Genomic DNA, 18,576 nt, shown 5'->3' on the forward strand with positions numbered 1-18,576 from the left:
GTTAGTCTTTTGCCACTGATCCGTACGCCATACGGTAATTATCAAATTCCTCTTGATAAGGCTTAGCGAACTCCGGATTGTATTGTTTGCTCACACGCAATACCTCTTGGAGAACCGCCAAGTTATGACCTAAATCACTCTCGACAGATGATAATTGCCCCGGACGCAAACGGAAATACCAGTTTATACTGCGCAACGCATTGTCCGCTATACCTTTATAAACCATCTCCGCCTTCTCCTTCTGGCCCAACTCGTAATACAGCTCACCTAAAGAAAGAGCGCTATAATCCAACGGAACATTCTCGGGAGGCAATACTTCCATCGCCTTATCCAATACGTTCAGTGCCTTCTCTTTCTTACCTTCCGCAACCAAAGCGGCAGCCAGCTTGCTGAACAATGCGATACGATAGCTCTTGCACATCCGCATTACATTCTCATCCAAGTACACACCCGGCGTATTGACACCACCCCATTTGAACTTATTCATCACGTTGTCATACATCTTCTCCGTATTGATCGAACGAACAGTTCCCTGCGTCTCCATCGGAACGATCTGATAAGCCATACCGGTCTGCTGGAAGTACGGATCCAATTTCACGAACTGATCCGGGCTTACGGTAATCGCGTAATAGATCGGACGGTTCCAGTCATTCGTCTGCAACATATCCAAGATAATCAACTCTTGCTTACCCAAGACATCCTTGCCTTTCAAGTCAATCTTCATCTCTTTCTGCAAATACGGCAAGTTAGCGGTATCGATCACGCCGGCAGCCATAACCGCGGCGGAATCTACCCCCATCGTCAATGTCTGCGCAGGAATATAATCTAATTCTTGATTGATACCCGGGATCTTCTTAAACTTCGGATCGTTGCTACGAACGAAATCAAGAGCGGTCTTCAGATCGATCGACTTATCCGTCATCGGGAATACATAAGCGGCATCACGAGTACCTTGCACATAATCCTCCGGTTGCCAAGAGATTGGAAGCGGATCGGATTCGTATGCTTGCTTCTTCATTTGGTTGATATACCAGTCGGTTTGCAAATAGCTCGTATTACATACACGTACATCCGTACGGATACCTTCCACCTCCTGTGCGTACCACAACGGGAACGTGTCATTATCACCATTCGTAAATATGACAGCGTTCGGCTCGCAAGATTCCAAATAGTTCGCACCAAAATCACGGCAAACATAACGGTTCGAGCGATCATGGTCGTCCCAGTTCTGCGCACCCATCTGGATAGGAACCAACAAGCACAGTACCGTAGCGACAGAACCCGCTATCACCGGAGATAACTTGCCATACTTCTGCAATCCTTTCGCCAAGGCCGCCACACCGAAACCGATCCATATACAGAACGCATAGAATGATCCGGCATACGCATAGTCTCGCTCACGAGGTTGATACGGCGTCTGGTTCAAGTAAAGCACGATCGCGATACCCGTCATAAAGAACAAGAAGAACGTGATCCAGAATCCCTGAATGCCCTTCTTTCCGGCATAAGCTTGGAATAGAAGCCCCAAGATACCCAATAGAAGCGGTAACATATAATATACGTTATGCCCCTTATTGTTGATAATATCGAACGGCATATCCTCTTGCGGGCCCACTAAAGCCTCATCAATAAACGGAATACCGGTTATCCAGTTACCATTCGAGACCTCACCGTTACCTTGTATATCGTTCTGCCGTCCGGAGAAGTTCCACATGAAATAACGCCAGTACATGAAATTCAGCTGATAAGCGAAGAAATAACGCAAATTCTCGGCAAATGTAGGTTTCATCACCGTCACCATCTCACCGCAACGGTTGAACTTCACCGGTGTACCTTTCACTTGTGCCCACTCCTTATAAGCAGCCACATGACGTCCGTCGCTACTATACATACGGGGGAAAAGCATACTCAACTCATCCACGTATTCGTATTCCGTATCGTAACGAGAGATATAATAATGATCCTTCTCGTTTTTATCTTTCTTAATGACACGGCTCCAAGTCGGCTCACCCTCTTTCGATACAGGTACGCAAGTACCGCCTTGGTTCTCACGCTTCACCTCAGAGACATAGGTCTGGCCGTAGATCAACGGAGTCTTACCGTATTGCTCGCGAGCCAAATAAGTACGCAAGGTAAAGATATCTTGCGGAGCGTTTTGGTTCATAGGCGTATCGGCTGTCGCACGGATCAATGTCAAGGCATAGGATGAATAACCCACTACGATTACCATCAAGCAGACCAAGATCGTATTCAGCATCTTGATATTTACCTTCTTGCTCATGAACAAATAAGCCGTCAAGGCCGCCGTAAGGATCACGGCGATCACGTAACCGCTACCGATAAACGGAATACCCAACAATACGATCGAGAGGATAAAGGATATCTTCATCCGCACCGGATGGATCTCGTCTTGCATCGTCTCCCAGATCGCCCAGATCAAGGAAGCCGCCAAGATAATCACGAACGCATATACACCCGAGTTATACGGCATACCGAACGTATTGACAAACAACAGCTCGAAATAACCGCAAACCTCAACCAAGCCTTGTACGACACCATACATCATCAAGCCCACGATAGCGAACGACACCAATAAAGCGATCAGCGTACCCTTCATCGTAGGATTCGGGAATTTCTTATAATAATATACCAACACGATAGCCGGGATACACAATAAGTTCAGCAAATGGACACCGATACTCAGACCCATCAAATAAGCGATCAGCACGATCCAACGATCGGCATGCGGACGATCGGCGGCTTCTTCCCATTTCAAGATCAACCAGAATACCAAGGCGGTAAACAAGGAAGAATAAGCATATACCTCGCCCTCCACGGCGCTAAACCAGAATGTATCGCTAAACGTATAAGCCAAAGAACCTACCAAACCGCAACCCATGATCGTAATCATCTGTCCCAGAGACATCGTTTTATCGTCTTCCACGATAATCTTACGAGCCAAATGAGTAATACTCCAGAAAAGGAATAAGATCGTCAGGCCGCTAAAGAGGGCGGACATCGTATTGACCATTACCGCCACCTTGGAAGGGTCCGAGGCGAACTGCGTAAATAAATTGGCTGTTAACATGAAGAAAGGAGCTCCGGGCGGATGGCCTACTTCCAATTTGTATGCCGAAGAGATAAACTCACCACAATCCCAGAAACTGGCGGTGGGTTCCATTGTCATCAGATAAACGGTAGAAGCGATCAAAAAAACGACCCACCCCAACACGTTGTTGATTAGTTTGTACTTTCCCATACTTTGTATAAGTGTGATAATTAATTGTTTCTACTTGCATACCCACACGGGCAGTCGGCCGCAAAGGTAATCATTTACGTTTAATACCTAACGTTCCATTCCCCTATAAATTATATAGAATAGATTAGAATTATATTAAACAAACCTTATCACTCAAGTGTTAATAGAATAGTTGAGTATTAAAATTATAGGGAGATGAAAGAAAATTATGAACTAATTGATAATGAAGAACGCCACCAATATGAATTTCATATAGAGCGATACGTTCCCAGAATAGAGTATATAAAAAATAAGGATGGGGTAATTTATCTCACCCACACTGAGGTTCCCATGGAGCTTGGAGGTAAAGGAATTGGTAGCCAATTGGTGGAGAAAGTGCTCTTGGATATCGAGAAGAAAGACTTACGTCTCGTTCCGTTATGTCCGTTCGTAGCTGGATATATCCAGAAGCATCCGGATTGGAAACGCATCGTAATGAGTGGTATACATATTTAATATTTATAACAAAATTATATGGGCAAGAAGATCGAATATACGAATGGTGAACTCACCATTATCTGGCAACCGGAGTTATGTCAACATGCCGGTATCTGTGTAAAGACTCTTCCCTGTGTCTATAAGCCGAAGGAGAGGCCCTGGATACAGATAGAGAATGCGACAACCGCAGAATTAATTGCCCAAATCAATCAATGTCCGTCTGGCGCGTTGACATACCGAATGAATAAAGAGGTGAAATGAGGCCCCCCCCGCCTGTCTCATCTTGATAGAAAGGAGTATTCCGTATCGGATACTCCTTTTTTCGCCATAAGGACCTCTTTCTATGATTTTTTGCTAGTTTTGTGATCTAGATTCACTATCAATGAAACAAATATGATAAAAAGACATTCTATCTTAACGGCAATCCTGCTTTGTTTCGTCGCTTTCACACAAGTGATGGCACAAGAGATGCAGGAACCCGAACCGCTTCCGATCGACCCAAAGGTTCGATACGGGAAATTGAGTAACGGATTGACCTACTACATCCGTCACAACGATCAGCCCAAAGACCGGGCAGACTTTTACATCGCCCAAAACGTAGGCTCCATATTAGAGGAAGAGAATCAACGAGGTTTGGCTCACTTCTTGGAACATATGGCATTCGACGGCAGTAGGAACTTCCCGAATAACGGGATGGACGAATATATCGAGAGTGTAGGTATGCGCAGCGGGGAAAACTTCAACGCCTATACCTCCTTTGATGAGACCGTCTACATGATTACCAACGCCCCTGTCAACAAAAGCGGCGTGGTTGATTCTTGCTTATTGATCCTTCACGATTGGTCCGGGTTCCTAGCCTTGACCGACTCGGCTATCCAGAAAGAACGTGGGGTCATCCGTGAAGAATGGCGTACCCGACAGGATGCCCAGACTCGTCTATGGGAGCAGCAACTACCCAAGATGTACCCGGGAAGCCGTTACGCGAACCGGATGCCGATCGGTTCGATCGACGTGATCGAGAACTTCAAGCCGGACGAGTTGCGGGCTTACTACAAAAAATGGTATCGTCCGGACTTGCAAGCGATTATCATCGTGGGAGACGTAAATGTAGATCAAGTGGAGGCAACGATCAAAAAGATGTTCGCCGATGTCCCTGCCCCGGTCAACCCGGCAAAACGGGAACAAGTATCGGTTCCCGACAATGATCTACCTCTGATCTCGATCGCCAAAGACAAGGAGGCATCCAATACGATCCTTTATATCTTCTATAAACACGATAAATTACCTAACGACTTGAATCGTACGATTGCCGGATTGGTAAAGGACTATATCCAGCAAATATGCGCGTCGATCATGGACGAGCGTTTCGATGATATCTTACATCAAGCGAATCCTCCGTTTATCTATGCCCAAGCCTACGACGATGATAATTTCATGATCGCGAAAAGCAAGGGAGCATGGACCGTAGCCGCTCTTGCCAAGGAAGGCGAGATCGATTCCACACTGACCACGCTTGTCAAAGAGACCCAACGGGTAAAACAATATGGCTTTACGCCATCCGAGTATGAGCGGGCACGCATCAACGTGTTGAAACAATACGAGTCCGCTTACAACGAGCGGAATAACCAAAAAAACGACGCTTATGTTCGTGAATATGTGAATCATTTCACCAACGGCGGTTATATCCCGGGCATTGAGATGGAATACACGCTATTGAACCAGATCGCCCAGAATATCCCGGTAGAGCAAGTCAACCAATATATCCAAGATATGATCGGAGAGGATAATATCGTGATCGGGTTAACCGGACCGGATAAAGAAGGTATAAAATATCCGACCGAGGAGAACCTGCTCCGTACATTCCTCAAAGCACGACAGATGCCGGTAGAGCCTTATAAGGAAACTGTCTCCAACGAGCCTTTAGTCCCGACCTTGCCGACCCCGGGCCAGATCACGGAGACAAAGACCGGCCAGCCCTTCGGAGCGACAGTATTTACCTTAAGCAATGGTATCAAGGTGGTATTAAAGCCTACCGAATTCAAGAAGGACGAGATCATCATGACCGCTACCAGCCCGGGAGGAAGTACCTTATTTGGCACGAAGGATATTGATAACTTAAAAGTTTTCAATGACGTGATCGAGATAGGTGGATTGGGCAATTTCTCCGCCACGGATCTAAGTAAGCGTCTGGCCGGAAAGAAGGTATCTTGCGCCCTATCGCTCAGTCAAGATAGTGAGAACGTGAACGGAATGGCCGCTCCTTCCGATTTGCGAACCTTATTCGAGTTAATTTACCTTAGCTTCACGGCTCCCCGCATGGACGAGGAGGCCTACGCATCTTTCGAGACACGGACAAAAGCGCAATTGCAGAATATGGAGTTAAATCCGATGGTCGCTTTCAGCGACTCTTTGTCTAAAGCGGTTTACGGAGATAATCCTCGTGCGTCACGTCTTCGTCCACAAGATTTCGAACATATCAGTTATCCTCGTATCATGGAGATGCGCAAGGAACGCTTCTCGGATGCTTCCGGTTTCGTATTCACGTTTGTAGGTAATATCCAGATTGATAGTATCCGTCCGTATATAGAGCAGTATTTAGCGACATTGCCATCTCAAGGAAAAATTGAGAAGGGAAATCCGGCGGAGGTTCCATCGACGCGTAAGGGAGACTATATGAATCGATTCAACCGCTCCATGGAAATCCCGAAAGTAACGGTAGCCAACCTCTATACCGGGCAGATGGAGTACAATCTGGAGAATATCATCACCGCTACCGCATTGAAACAAGTTATGGACTTGGTATATTACGAGAAGGTACGCGAGAAAGAAGGAGGAACGTATGGTGTCGGTGTATCCGCTAGAATCTCACCTTTCCCGGAAGGAAGAACGACATTACAGATATTCTTCGATACGGACCCGGCCAAGTGGGAGCAGATGAACACGATTGTCCGCAATGAGTTGAAACGGCTTTCCGAGGTAGGCCCTCGTCAAGAAGATTTCAAGAAAACACAGGATAACCTGCTGAAACGTCATGCGGAAGTCTTGCAGGAGAACAGCTATTGGTTGAACGTATTGGATGATTATTATTATAAAGGATTTGATACCGATACGGATTATGAGTCGATTGTTAAGGCGCTGACTCCCGAGAAGATAAAGGCATTCGCCCAAAAGCTTTTGGGACAGGGTAACCGGGTAGAAGTTATCATGCAACCCTAGTTACTATTTTGAGGGGATGAGACGGGGCACGCCCCGTCTCTACTTTGATTTCTTTAGTTTAAAATGATCGAATCCTTCCCCATAAACCCCGATTACGGCGCTTTGGGATACAAAAGCGGTCGGATCAATATCATTAATGATACGGAAAATCGTAGTGGATTGCCGTTTTTTAGCAAGCACGAACATCATCTTCTGTTCTTGCCCCGTATATAACCCGGTAGCATCGATCACCGTAACCCCTCGGTGCAACGCATTAATCTCCTTACCAATCTCTTGATACTTCTTCGAGATGATAAAGAATTGCACGGACTGGCGGGCACTGTTCACGATCTGATCCAGCACGAAACTACAAACATATAACGTTACGAAACCATATACCACTTTCTCCCAATCCTTTAGCACGAAATAACTGGAGGTGATAATAATCATATCGCAGATCATCATGACCCGTCCCAGCGTTATATCCCGGTATTTATTGATGATAGCGGCAATAATATCCGTTCCACCCGTACTACCGTTCGAGGAGAAAGCGATACCGATACCACTTCCGCAGAAAGAGGCTCCCAGCACACATGCCATAAACGGTTGATCTTGTAATAAATGCATCCCGGCTGTCAGCTCCTGGATAAGGGACAAGAAAAAAGTAAGCGTAAACACGGCGAAGATCGTCTTGATACTGAACTTAAAACCTAATATTTTCAAGGCAAGCATCAGCAAGACGGCATTAATGAGGAAGTAAGTGTACTGAACGGGAAATCCCGTAGCCCAGAAAACAATGGAAGCGATACCCGGCACTCCACCTGTCGTAATGTCATTCGGCAAAAGGAAAACGGTCCATCCGATACCGTAAAGGATCATCCCAAGAGCGATCATTAAATAGTCCCGTGTCTCCCGAAGCAGGACTTGTCTGGATAAGGAAGAAATTGATAAAGTAGATTTCATCTCATTTGTTTATTTTTAGCGGGCGCAAAGGTAATGAAAGTTATTGATAGGAAATGCTTCACCTTATATTTAGCCGGAAATATAATGGTTCACTTTCCCCTATTTACAGAGACGTAAGCAAAAGCCAAGGAATGTTAACTATTTATCAGTAATAACCCCTTTTATATAACATCACCTTTATTTAGAAAAGCTCTATAAACGAGAACATGAAGGAGAAAGCAGGCATTTATACGCCTTTTCCACACAAAAAGACCCGTTTTTCGATAAGAATACCCTCGTTAGATTACACATATAGTCCCGTTCACCCACGCCTGTACAGGCGTAAACCCACACATATAGTCACGATAGGCTACACATATGGTCATAATGGGCGATATGACTACCTTATAATGGGCATTGTTGCCCCCTAACGACTGGGCCATAAGGCATAAGATATGAGATAGGATGAATTAATTTCGCTAGAATAAAAGGCCGTTTTTCAACAAGTCACTAGCGGATAGACGATTGCTGTTTTTTTCTTTCGTTTTTAGGAGACGAGACGTACTTTGGCCCGAAATAATCGATTCTCAAGGACTTCAGTTTACAAATTGTCACATTGATATTCTAACCGGAACACGCATAAGCCTTTTCATCCAATTGTAGAGACGGGGCGTGCCCCGTCTCTACAACCAAGTATGTATGAGCTGCAAATATAGACTTACAATCTCACATTCTCCATTTCCTCACACTTCTCTTCCCGCAAGCGTTGAATATCCTTAAGCTGGCGGTCGAAAAACATGAGCAAGTCATTGATGAGCCGTCCGTTCTGGGATAAAAGCAAAACCCCATCCATCAATTGCGTTGACAGGTAGCGAACTTTCATATTACTTACATGTTGATCAGGACGCTGCAGATAAACGGCCATACATCTGTACAAAATTGGTGCTATTTGTATCCACGGCAGTTTTAGACCTACCAATAGATTTTTCACGCTTTGCAACTGATGGTTCAGATAATCGAAATCATCCGCATCTCTCTCAAAACAGAAAGCTTCTTTCAAGCGTCGTGCCTCTTCCTTAAAAAATACATCACTCAACATTTCCATGTTCGAAACCGGAGCGTCTTGTTCTGAACCGACAGGTTCAGTTACGGGATAAATGTTTTCCACTTCCATAATATATTAGCATTAAGCAGGCGGAAAAAAGAACGGTCCCGCCTGACCCGTTGATCAACACTTTACCAGAAAGCTGGAGGCACATTAATGCACTCCACGGGGGTACGGAACCGTCATATCGGATCGGTTACAGGCAAAAAAATGCCTGCAACCGAATAGAAGCAGGTATTCTACTCTGCTTTCTGGTTTTAAAATGTTGATCACAGCAAATATACTTCTTTTTCCGGATATACAACCTATAAAGGATAAATAATGTCTAGTAAGTAAAAAATCCGGAGATGATACCTCTGTTTTTACAAGCTATGCTGGAACATCCAAGCCAGATAATCCGGTTCGGCGAAAGCGTTATCCCAACTGTTATGGTCTACACCGGGAAATTCCTTATAACGGACATCAGCTCCTGCTTTCTTCAATGCTTCATTAGCGTCACGGGAGAATTGTACATCGACTACGCTATCGGAGCCGCCATGATAAATACTGAAAGCCGTCTTGCCCTTAAAGTTTGCCAAACGTTGCAAATTTGCTCCACCACAGATCGGGGTGGCAGCGGCAAACAGGTTCGGGTAACGCATCACGATATCGAACGTGCCCATACCTCCCATTGATAGGCCGGTTACGTAAATGCGTTTCGTATCGACCTTACCTTCCGCTATATAACTATCCAATAATTCCTTGACGGCGGCCATCGATTGTGTGGCCGGAGCATTCAACGGATAGAAACGCTTTCCTTCTTTTCCGGCGTTCAATCCCTTATATTCAGACCAAGTCTTCTCGGCCGGGCATTGAGGCGCTATAATGATAGCCGGATATTTGGTTTGATTCTCGAAAGAAGCGAACATATCGCCACCATGTATTAATTGGGCCTCATTATCCGACCCTCGTTCGCCCGCTCCGTGCAGGAACAGGATTACCGGGTATTTCTGCGCCGGATTATAATCTCGGGGATACAGAACCCGATAATTCAATTGATAACCATCACGAGCCGTAAACTGCTTTTTCAAAAAACTAGCCTTATCACCAGCATATCCAGCAACGGAGAGAAGAAGGCAAAGAGACAGAAAAAAAATACTTCTAAGTGTTTTCATAATCATATATTCAAATGTAAATACTATCTACTTAGATCGATAACTTCCGCAAATATAATTAAATAGTCTGTTAAGGCGTTGTATAATATCAAGATTAAAATTACTTTTGCAATAAAAGGATATAGGATATGAGTCCAAAGGCTATACTAATAAATGGATTTGATTAATTCAAACAATAATTGAACATGAGCGAGTTATCAAAGACAAATGGAACAACCACTTCGGCAAATAATAGAGCTGAGGTAACACATATTTCCCGCAATGGCTTAATATTGTGGGTAAAGGATCGGGAATATTATTTACCTTACGACAAATTCCCATGGTTCAAACGTGCTGCCGTAGATGACGTGTTTAATGTCCAACTATTAGGACGTGAGCGGATTCGTTGGGATGCTTTAGATGTAGATTTGAGCTTGTCTATCATAGCAAATCCAGATAAATACCCGTTAGTAAGTAAATAATCGAATATTGTATGTATTTTGTAGAGACAGATTGTCCTATCTCTACAAAATACATTTGAAAATGATACCGGAAGATTATTGGGCTTCCTGTATTTTTGTCGCTTCTGATACACCGTTCTCGTTGAATGCCTCGATGGTGAAATAATAAGGCTGGTCGGTGGACAGACTCTTTAAAAGTAATTCATTCTTTCCGTATAGGAGCCATGAGTTGTATAGTTTATCGGGAGCGATGCCCCAACGGATGTTGTAGCCTTGGCTGTTTTTGACAGCGTCCCAAGTGATCATAGCGTCACGGCGATCCGCTTGGCGAACGACCTTGAAGTTCTTCACCGTCGCAGGTTTCTTGCCCTCACCGATACCGAACACACGCAAGTCCGAGATCGCCAGATGAGGCGTCGGGACCTCTATATTCTTATAACGGACATAACGGACACGAGCCGGATTATCCACTTGTACGTAGTCATTCGGGACATCCTTATAATTATTCCGGCGATCCACCAACGTTACCCAATCCTGCCCGTCCAAAGAGCCTTCCACCGCATAACGGTGGCGTAAACCGGGAATACGTCCATACATATTCGATTGATGATCGTGATAATTCACTTGCACGGCATATACCATAGCGGGAGCCTCCAGATCGATCTCTACCCATTCGGTATCTCCATTCGTGCGAGCCATCCAGAATGTCTTACATTCCTCATCCGTCAAGTTGGCCGGAAGGAAATTGGCGGAAGTCTTGGGACGGTTCGATTCCGTGAATCCTTGCGCGGCGGGAGCGGAACCCTCCGCATACGAGGAAGCTTTCACCGGCTTTTTATAAGAAAGCAACATCCACCCCGTAAACTCTCCTTTCTTTCCCGGCTCGGCGGGAGCGTAATGCGGATAATCACCGAAGTTATTATCACAATACATAATGCCCTCCTTATCGAAGAAAGTAGGATACATGCAGAGGCGACGCTCCCAATTCACCGTAGCCGAGAGAGACATAGAGGCGAAATGCCAATAGTTGCCACCCGGCCCCACCAAGGTACTTCCGTGTCCGGCACCATTCATGAAACCACCGGGCTTATAGCTTACCGGGTTATGCGATTGGTACTTATACGGACCTAATGGGGAGTCCGCCACATAAACACCATCGGCATATACGTTGAATTCCGTACCGGGGGCGGCATACTGCATATAATATTTACCGTCGTCGTGCTTGGTCAGCCAAGCACCTTCCATATAGCCCCCCAATACCGTATCGGTATGGTTCTCGCCAAAACGTTCCCAGCCGTGCTTCGGCATATCCAAGCCGAAAAGCTCGACCGTCTCGCCCTCGATCAAGAAACGGTCATCCTTATTCAGTTTCTTGCCCCGAAGCGGATAAACATTGGAAGAGCCCCAAAATAAATAAGCTTGTCCGTCATCATCGATGAATAAATCCGGGTCTTGTAGGTCGTGGAGTATAGCAGGAGTAGCGTTCCAATTACCGGATTTCGGATCATCGGTATAAAGAACGCTCATGGAGCCGGACGGATCACCCATCACATAAAGCACGGAATCCTTATAATTATGAGCGGCGGGAGCGTTGGAACCCTGAGGATACCAGTTTTTACCGGGAGTGATAAAATCCCAGTTCAACAAATCTTTCGAATGCCAGTAGCCATGCGAACGGGTTACGAACATATAATACTCGCCCCGGAATTCTACGACAGCGGGGTCCGCACCCGAACGGTAAGACAGATTGTTCGATGAGTTATAAATCATATACGTATAATCCACATTAAGCGGATTACAATACGTATTCGCCCGCATGGATTGAGCGGTGGCGGAACCTCCGGAAGCAGCCAAGAACAAAGCCGAAAAGATATATTTTGATAATAGTTTCATGTTGATATGTATTAATTTTTACCGCAGAGAGAAAGAAGACTGATTCGTCTCGTCGGCAGAATTCAAGCCTACCCAAACCGTGAAATCACCCGGCTCGGCTTTCTTCTGCATATCGATACCATAGAAAGCCAGCAAAGCTTCGTCAATCGTGAAAGAGACTTGCTTCTTCTCGCCCGCTTTCAAAGCCACCTTCTCGAAACCTTTTAGCTCTTTAACCGGACGGGTCACGCTACCCGCCAAGTCGCGGATATACATCTGGACGACCGTCTCGCCATCCACCTTACCCGTATTCTCTACCTCAGCCGTTACCGTGATCTTGCCCCCTTTCGTGAAAGAGTTCTGATCCAGCTTCATAGAGTTCACGGCGAAAGTCGTATAGCTCAAGCCATAACCGAACGGGTACAACGGTGTGTTAGGCACATCCATATATCTGGATTTATAATCCGTATCCGGAGCTTCCGGAGGAACCGGGCGGCCTGTCGGTTTCTGGTTGTAATACAGAGGCAATTGACCTACCGTACGAGGGAAAGACATCGTCAGGCGAGCGGACGGATTATAATCGCCACTGATCACATCGGCCATACCATGACCTGCCATCGTACCCAGATACCAAGCCTCCAAGATACCGTCGACATGCTGATCCTCCCAAGAAAGATCCAAAGGACGTCCGTTCACCAAGATCAAACCAAGAGGTTTACCCGTCTTTTTCAATTCTTTCAACAAGGCTTGTTGAGCGCCCGGCAATTTCAAGTCCGTACGGCAAGCCGCCTCGCCACTCCAGTTGAAATCCTCGCCCATAGCCGCCAATACGATATCCGCACGGCGAGCCGTAGCGATCGCCTCAGCGAATTTAGATGAATCATCAGTCAAGAGATCACATCCCTCGGCATAAATGAACTTCACGTTCGTACCGGCATATTTCTCGGTCAGACCCTCGAACAAAGAGATACTCTCCTCACGCTCACCCCGGCCAGCCCACTCGCCATTCTGGTTGATCTTATCTTTTACCATCGGGCCAATCAAGGCTACCGTAATATTCTTATCCTTCGAGATCGGGAAGAAGTTATTATCATTCTTCAAAAGGACGATCGAGCGAGCGGAAGTCTCACGAGCCTCTTGCAAGAACTCCGGCTTCATGATCGTATTCTTCTCACGCTCATTGTCCAAGTAACGATATGGATCATCGAACAAGCCCAAGAGGAACTTCATCTCCAAGATGCTCGCCACGGCACGGTCGATATTCTCTTCCGAGACCTTGCCCTCTTTCACGGATTGTACAAGATATTGGCTGTAGATGCCACCTGTCATATCCATATCGATACCGGCGTTCGCGGCCAGTTCTCCCGCCTCCTTATCATTTCGCACGATACTATGGGCTACCATCTCATTGATACCGGTATAATCGGTAACCACGAAACCATTGAAGCCCCAGTCCTTACGTAACAGATCGGTCATCAACCATTTATTACCCGTGCTGGGCACTCCGTTGATCTCATTGAAGGAGGCCATGAACGTAGCGACTCCCGCTTCCTTAGCCGCTAAATAAGACGGCATATAATAATTCATCAATGTATTTTGCGACAACTCGGACGTATTATAATCACGTCCGGCCTCAGCGGCCCCATAAGCGGCAAAGTGCTTACAACAAGCCAAGACCGTATTTACGTCGGCCAACGAACGCCAATCGTTTCCTCCTTGGAAACCCTCGACACGGGCCTTCGCAATCAGACTTCCCAAATACGGGTCCTCACCGGCACCTTCCATTACACGTCCCCAACGGGCATCCCGGGAGATATCCACCATCGGGGCGAACGTCCAAGCGATACCGGAAGCGCTCGCCTCATCCGCCGCGATCGCCGCACTTTTACGCATCCGCTCCAAATCCCAAGAGCAGGATTCCGCCAACGGCATCGGGAAAATCGTACGATAGCCGTGCACGACATCATAACCAAACAATACGGGTATCTTCAAACGGCTCTCGGACAGAGCCATCTCTTGCATTTTACGTACGCCATCTACCGTATATACATTAAACAAGCTTCCTACAAGACCTTGTTTCAGCAAAGTCTCATAATCCCCCGTCATAACCGGGCCGGTCACATCCCAGTTACAGGAGTATTGGGCCATCTGCCCCACCTTTTCCTCCAAGGTCATCAAAGAGAGCACAGAATCTACACGGCGTTCAATATTTTTGTCGCCGCTGAAGCTTTTCCAGCCGCTTACAGCGGGCTGCTGGCATCCACCCAAGGTAGCGGCAACGGCCGCACCAGCGATAAAAGTCGTTAACCTTTTCATTATTCGTATATGTATTATTTGTTCCAAGTCACCTGCGCTGATTTCACGTCTCGGGAGTTCGTACCTACGTAGATATTGAATAAGCCCGGTTCCCAGATGTATTCCAATGCGCTGTTATAAAATTTCAAGTCTTCCGGCGTAATCGTAAAAGAGACTTTTCGGCTCTCACCCGGTTTCAAGGATATCTTCTGGAAGTTCTTCAACTCTTTCATCGGACGGGAGATGCTGGCAGCCGGATCGCCGATATATAACTGTACGACTTCCTCGCCCTCTAGCTTGCCTGTATTCGTCACCTGTACGCTGGCGGTCAATACACCGTTCTCTCCTTGCACACTCGTCTTATCCAGCTGAAGATCACCGTAAGAGAAAGTCGTATAACTCAAGCCATAGCCAAACGGATACAAAGGATCGTTCGTGATATCCAGATATTTAGAAGTGAAATGATCATCCGGATTCATTGGGCGGCCTGTTTTCTTAGCATTGTAATACAAAGGAATCTGGCCTACGCTACGAGGAAATGTAGTCGTCAATTTACCGGAAGGATTCACGTCGCCGAACAATACGTCCACCAATCCGCGAGCTGCGGCGGAACCTCCATGCCAAGCCTCAACGATCGCGGAGAATTGGCTATCCTCCCACTCCAAGGTCAACGGACGGCCGTTCGCCAAGACCAACACCACCGGTTTACCGGTCTCCAACAAAGCTCTCAACAGCTCTTTCTGGCTCTCCGGCAAACTAATATCCGCACGGCTGCAAGCCTCTCCGGACCAGTTATTCGGCTCACCCATTACGGCGATGATACGATCCGCATCTTTCACTTGCTCAACCGCTTCCTTCACCAAACGGGTATTCTCCACCGGATCAACCTTCAAGCCACTGGCTTTCGCCAACATCGGCTCGTTCGTCAAATTACATCCCTTGGCGAAGATCACACGGGCCTTATTGCCAACCATTTCCTTCACGGCCTGCACTACGGAAGCTGACTTCGCCGTATCGATACCACACCATGTCCCGAACAACTCAACCTTCTTATCCGCCAACGGGCCTACCACGGCGATCGTCCCTGTCTTTCGCAAAGGCAACAAACCCTTGTCATTCTTCAACAAGACAATGGATTTGCCGGCGATATGGCGAGCCGTATTCATATGCTCATCCGTGAACGTATTCTTTTTCGCACGATCCGCATCCAAGTAGCGATAAGGGTCCTCGAACAAGCCTAATTTATATTTCGCCTCCAATACACGGCGGCAAGCCTGATCGATATCCGCTTGAGACACACGGCCCTCTTCCAACGACTTCTTCAAGGTCGTGATATAACCATTTGTCATCATATCCATATCCAAGCCGGCATGCAAAGCCAAGGCCGATACGGTCTGCGTATCACCCAAACCATGATTGGTCATCTCGCCGATCGAATTATAATCGGAAACGACAAACCCATTGAATCCCCATTGATCACGAAGTAAATCGGTCAATAACCAGCGGTTACCCGTAGCCGGAATCGCCTCCACCAAATTAAAGGAAGACATGGCCGTGGCACAACCAGCCTCTACAGCCGCTTTATAAGGCGGGAAATACTCATTAAACATCTTGATACGGCTCATATCCACCGTATTATAATCACGACCGGCCTCGGAAGCGCCATACAAGGCAAAGTGCTTTAAGCAAGACAAGATCGTGTTCTCTTTCGTCAAGTCATCTCCTTGATAGCCTCTCACCATGGCGGCGGCGATCTTTCCACCCCACCAAGGGTCCTCTCCACTACCCTCGGCGATACGTCCCCAACGAGCGTCACGGGCGATATCCACCATCGGGGAATACGTCCATGTTATACCATTGGCACTGGCCTCAATAGCGGCGATACGGGCACTTTGTTCTATTAATGTGGTATCCCAACTACAAGACAAAGCTAATGGTATCGGAAAGACTGTCTTATATCCGTGAATTACGTCAACCCCGATCAGCAAAGGGATCTTAGCAGGAGATTCCTCTACCGCGATCTTCTGTAACCTACGCAAACCTTCCATATCAGAGAACCCGGTCGCACCTAGCCAACCCCGGCGAACCGTCTCGTCCGCTCCTTCCGAGCCACTCAATATACCGGGAACACCGCCTCCGGATAAGTTCAACTGCCCGATCTTATCGTCCAAAGTCATTTTACCCATTAAGTCATTGATAAATATATCCATCTGTACCTTATCTTGTCTCTGCCCATAAGCGGTAAGCGCTAGGCAGACGGCGAAAGAAACTAATATCTTCTTCATATATTTAATTATTTATATTCACTATTTATCCAGTTGTAGAGACGGGGCGTGCCCCGTCTCATCCCAGCAAAATGGTATTCCAAATTACTATCAGACGGTGGTAAGACGGGGCACGCCCCGTCTCTACAACTAGGTATTATAAATGCAGCCAGCCACTATTATTTTCATTGAATAGAGAAACCCAACTTTTTCAAACCGTCTTGAATTTCCGGACAGCTCATAAACAAACGCCACAGAAGGCCCGTACGGTAATTCTCGATCATCGGTGCGATCGTACATTGGTCTATCGCCAGATAACGACGCGGATACCAATTCTCGCCTTCACTGAAAGCGTCGTAAAAACCATACTTACCCCAGATGCTATCTCCCAGATTGAAATAGAAATGCTTCAATGCCTTCGAGGATTCCTCCGGTGTATACGGATAACTGCTCAAGGCGGCTGTCGGCGTAATTACCCCATGATCGTTGGAGGGCATATGCGCGTTATAGCCTTTCACGGAATAACTGGCGGTCAATCCCCAGCAAGCGTCGCTATATCCCTTGAAGCCCTTCGGATTCTCCGCGCAATAACGGTAATCGATCAAGACGTGATTCCGGTTCAAGTCCCAGTAGTTAGCGTATCGATCCGACAAGCCTACCGGACATAGGCCGATATAAGAATAATGCGCCCAAAACAACGGGCCGCCGTACTCCTCGGCATAATTATGTTTCAAGATCAAAGGTAAATCGTAAGCGACCGCATCGCTCTTGATCCCTCCTTTACGAGCCCATCCGTTATGATAAGCGGAAGCCGGGATCGGATACGTAGGCGAAGACGCCGCCAAAATATAAGTAATCAGACATTCATTGTAACCTTCCAAAGGAAAATTCATCTCCCATGCGTAATTCGGGCTCCAATGCCAATACAATACATCCTGCCCGTTCAAATACCAGGTCCATTCCATCTCACGCCATAGCTGGTCAATCTTCGCGGCCAACGCTTTCTCGCTCTCATTACCATCCTTGAAATATTGGCGTACGCATAAGAGACCTTGCATTAAGAAAGCGCTCTCTACCAAATCGCCTCCGTTATCCTTCTGGCCGAAAGGCTTTACCTTACCCGTAGGTCCATGCATCCAGTGAGGCCAGACCCCATGGAAACGATCGGCCTTCGCCAAGTAATCAGCGATTTGATGAAAACGAACCACACCTTCCTCACGGGTGATAAAGCCACGCTCAATACCTACCAACAGCCCGGCGATGCCAAAACCACTACCTCCGGTGGTCACGATATCAGCGTCGTTCTCAGGATACACGCCATCCGTATGGATACGCTCACAGGCCAGTCCGGAGGTAGGCTCCGCACCTTCCCACATATAATTAAAGTGAGCCTTTTGTATATAGGTCAAGAATTCATCATCCGACTGAAAATCCAACTTACGCTCATTGGCCGTAGACTCTGCGGATGTGTCACTTTTCTTGGCCTCATGACAAGCGGTCAACGAAAAGCCAAGCAACAGGGTAACAACGCCTGTACGGAAATAGGTATTCATAGATATATACATTTAAAATA

General features: G+C 46.7%; 12 protein-coding genes. 4 read left to right on the top strand and 8 right to left on the bottom strand.

The window, feature by feature from the left end:
• Position 1 precedes the first annotated feature (1 nt).
• Positions 2–3,259: a DUF2723 domain-containing protein gene (locus tag NBH07_RS08555; RefSeq protein WP_156682749.1), complete on the bottom strand. Its 3,258-nt coding sequence runs from the start codon at positions 3,257–3,259 to the stop codon at positions 2–4.
• 195 nt (positions 3,260–3,454) lie between these two features.
• On the opposite strand from NBH07_RS08555, the gene NBH07_RS08560 reads away from it, so the two are divergent.
• The 3 genes from NBH07_RS08560 to NBH07_RS08570 all read left to right on the top strand — a co-directional run bounded on the left by NBH07_RS08560 (position 3,455) and on the right by NBH07_RS08570 (position 6,952).
• On the top strand, positions 3,455–3,754 hold the full coding sequence (locus tag NBH07_RS08560) for a GNAT family N-acetyltransferase (RefSeq protein ID WP_121956108.1): 300 nt from the start codon (positions 3,455–3,457) through the stop codon (positions 3,752–3,754).
• Positions 3,755–3,772: 18 nt separating this feature from the next.
• Positions 3,773–3,997 (top strand): (4Fe-4S)-binding protein, encoded by a 225-nt coding sequence (locus tag NBH07_RS08565; RefSeq protein WP_008773142.1) that lies wholly within the window; start codon positions 3,773–3,775, stop codon positions 3,995–3,997.
• A 132-nt stretch (positions 3,998–4,129) separates the two neighbouring features.
• Positions 4,130–6,952, top strand: a complete 2,823-nt coding sequence (locus NBH07_RS08570; protein ID WP_044545417.1) for a M16 family metallopeptidase — start codon at positions 4,130–4,132, stop codon at positions 6,950–6,952.
• A 39-nt stretch (positions 6,953–6,991) separates the two neighbouring features.
• Here NBH07_RS08570 and NBH07_RS08575 read toward each other — a convergent pair whose 3' ends face one another.
• The 3 genes from NBH07_RS08575 to NBH07_RS08585 form a co-directional block, all read right to left on the bottom strand.
• Positions 6,992–7,894, bottom strand: coding sequence for a YitT family protein (locus tag NBH07_RS08575; RefSeq protein WP_005860273.1), 903 nt, complete (start codon positions 7,892–7,894; stop codon positions 6,992–6,994).
• 697 nt (positions 7,895–8,591) lie between these two features.
• Positions 8,592–9,047: a hypothetical protein gene (locus NBH07_RS08580; protein WP_008773145.1), complete on the bottom strand. Its 456-nt coding sequence runs from the start codon at positions 9,045–9,047 to the stop codon at positions 8,592–8,594.
• A 293-nt stretch (positions 9,048–9,340) separates the two neighbouring features.
• Entirely contained in the window at positions 9,341–10,138 is a 798-nt protein-coding gene (locus NBH07_RS08585) for a carboxylesterase family protein (protein WP_009016761.1), read from the bottom strand.
• Between the two features lie 179 nt (positions 10,139–10,317).
• Here NBH07_RS08585 and NBH07_RS08590 point away from each other — a divergent pair, with 179 nt between their 5' ends.
• Positions 10,318–10,593, top strand: coding sequence for a DUF2442 domain-containing protein (locus tag NBH07_RS08590; RefSeq protein WP_005860279.1), 276 nt, complete (start codon positions 10,318–10,320; stop codon positions 10,591–10,593).
• A 75-nt stretch (positions 10,594–10,668) separates the two neighbouring features.
• Here NBH07_RS08590 and NBH07_RS08595 read toward each other — a convergent pair whose 3' ends face one another.
• The 4 genes from NBH07_RS08595 to NBH07_RS08610 form a co-directional block, all read right to left on the bottom strand.
• Positions 10,669–12,465 (bottom strand): family 43 glycosylhydrolase, encoded by a 1,797-nt coding sequence (locus NBH07_RS08595; protein ID WP_156682750.1) that lies wholly within the window; start codon positions 12,463–12,465, stop codon positions 10,669–10,671.
• An 18-nt stretch (positions 12,466–12,483) separates the two neighbouring features.
• Entirely contained in the window at positions 12,484–14,760 is a 2,277-nt protein-coding gene (gene bglX / locus NBH07_RS08600; RefSeq protein ID WP_121956118.1) for a beta-glucosidase BglX, read from the bottom strand.
• A 14-nt stretch (positions 14,761–14,774) separates the two neighbouring features.
• Positions 14,775–17,024: a beta-glucosidase BglX gene (gene bglX, locus NBH07_RS08605; RefSeq protein ID WP_156682751.1), complete on the bottom strand. Its 2,250-nt coding sequence runs from the start codon at positions 17,022–17,024 to the stop codon at positions 14,775–14,777.
• 164 nt (positions 17,025–17,188) lie between these two features.
• The gene (locus tag NBH07_RS08610; protein ID WP_156682752.1) at positions 17,189–18,568 is read right to left on the bottom strand and encodes a glucoamylase family protein; all 1,380 of its coding nucleotides are present in this window, start codon (positions 18,566–18,568) and stop codon (positions 17,189–17,191) included.
• Between the last annotated feature and the right edge of the window lie 8 nt (positions 18,569–18,576).

This window comes from Parabacteroides sp. B2-S-102, assembly GCF_023656665.1.
Lineage (GTDB): Bacteria > Bacteroidota > Bacteroidia > Bacteroidales > Tannerellaceae > Parabacteroides > Parabacteroides distasonis.

Coding starts and splice junctions, on each gene's coding strand:
- NBH07_RS08580 (WP_008773145.1), bottom strand. CDS start 9,047: ATGGAAGTGGAAAACATTTATCCCGTAACTGAACCTGTCGGTTCAGAA.
- NBH07_RS08555 (WP_156682749.1), bottom strand. CDS start 3,259: ATGGGAAAGTACAAACTAATCAACAACGTGTTGGGGTGGGTCGTTTTT.
- NBH07_RS08575 (WP_005860273.1), bottom strand. CDS start 7,894: ATGAAATCTACTTTATCAATTTCTTCCTTATCCAGACAAGTCCTGCTT.
- NBH07_RS08595 (WP_156682750.1), bottom strand. CDS start 12,465: ATGAAACTATTATCAAAATATATCTTTTCGGCTTTGTTCTTGGCTGCT.
- NBH07_RS08560 (WP_121956108.1), top strand. CDS start 3,455: ATGAAAGAAAATTATGAACTAATTGATAATGAAGAACGCCACCAATAT.
- NBH07_RS08585 (WP_009016761.1), bottom strand. CDS start 10,138: ATGATTATGAAAACACTTAGAAGTATTTTTTTTCTGTCTCTTTGCCTT.
- bglX (WP_121956118.1), bottom strand. CDS start 14,760: ATGAAAAGGTTAACGACTTTTATCGCTGGTGCGGCCGTTGCCGCTACC.
- NBH07_RS08610 (WP_156682752.1), bottom strand. CDS start 18,568: ATGTATATATCTATGAATACCTATTTCCGTACAGGCGTTGTTACCCTG.
- NBH07_RS08565 (WP_008773142.1), top strand. CDS start 3,773: ATGGGCAAGAAGATCGAATATACGAATGGTGAACTCACCATTATCTGG.
- NBH07_RS08570 (WP_044545417.1), top strand. CDS start 4,130: ATGATAAAAAGACATTCTATCTTAACGGCAATCCTGCTTTGTTTCGTC.
- NBH07_RS08590 (WP_005860279.1), top strand. CDS start 10,318: ATGAGCGAGTTATCAAAGACAAATGGAACAACCACTTCGGCAAATAAT.
- bglX (WP_156682751.1), bottom strand. CDS start 17,024: ATGAAGAAGATATTAGTTTCTTTCGCCGTCTGCCTAGCGCTTACCGCT.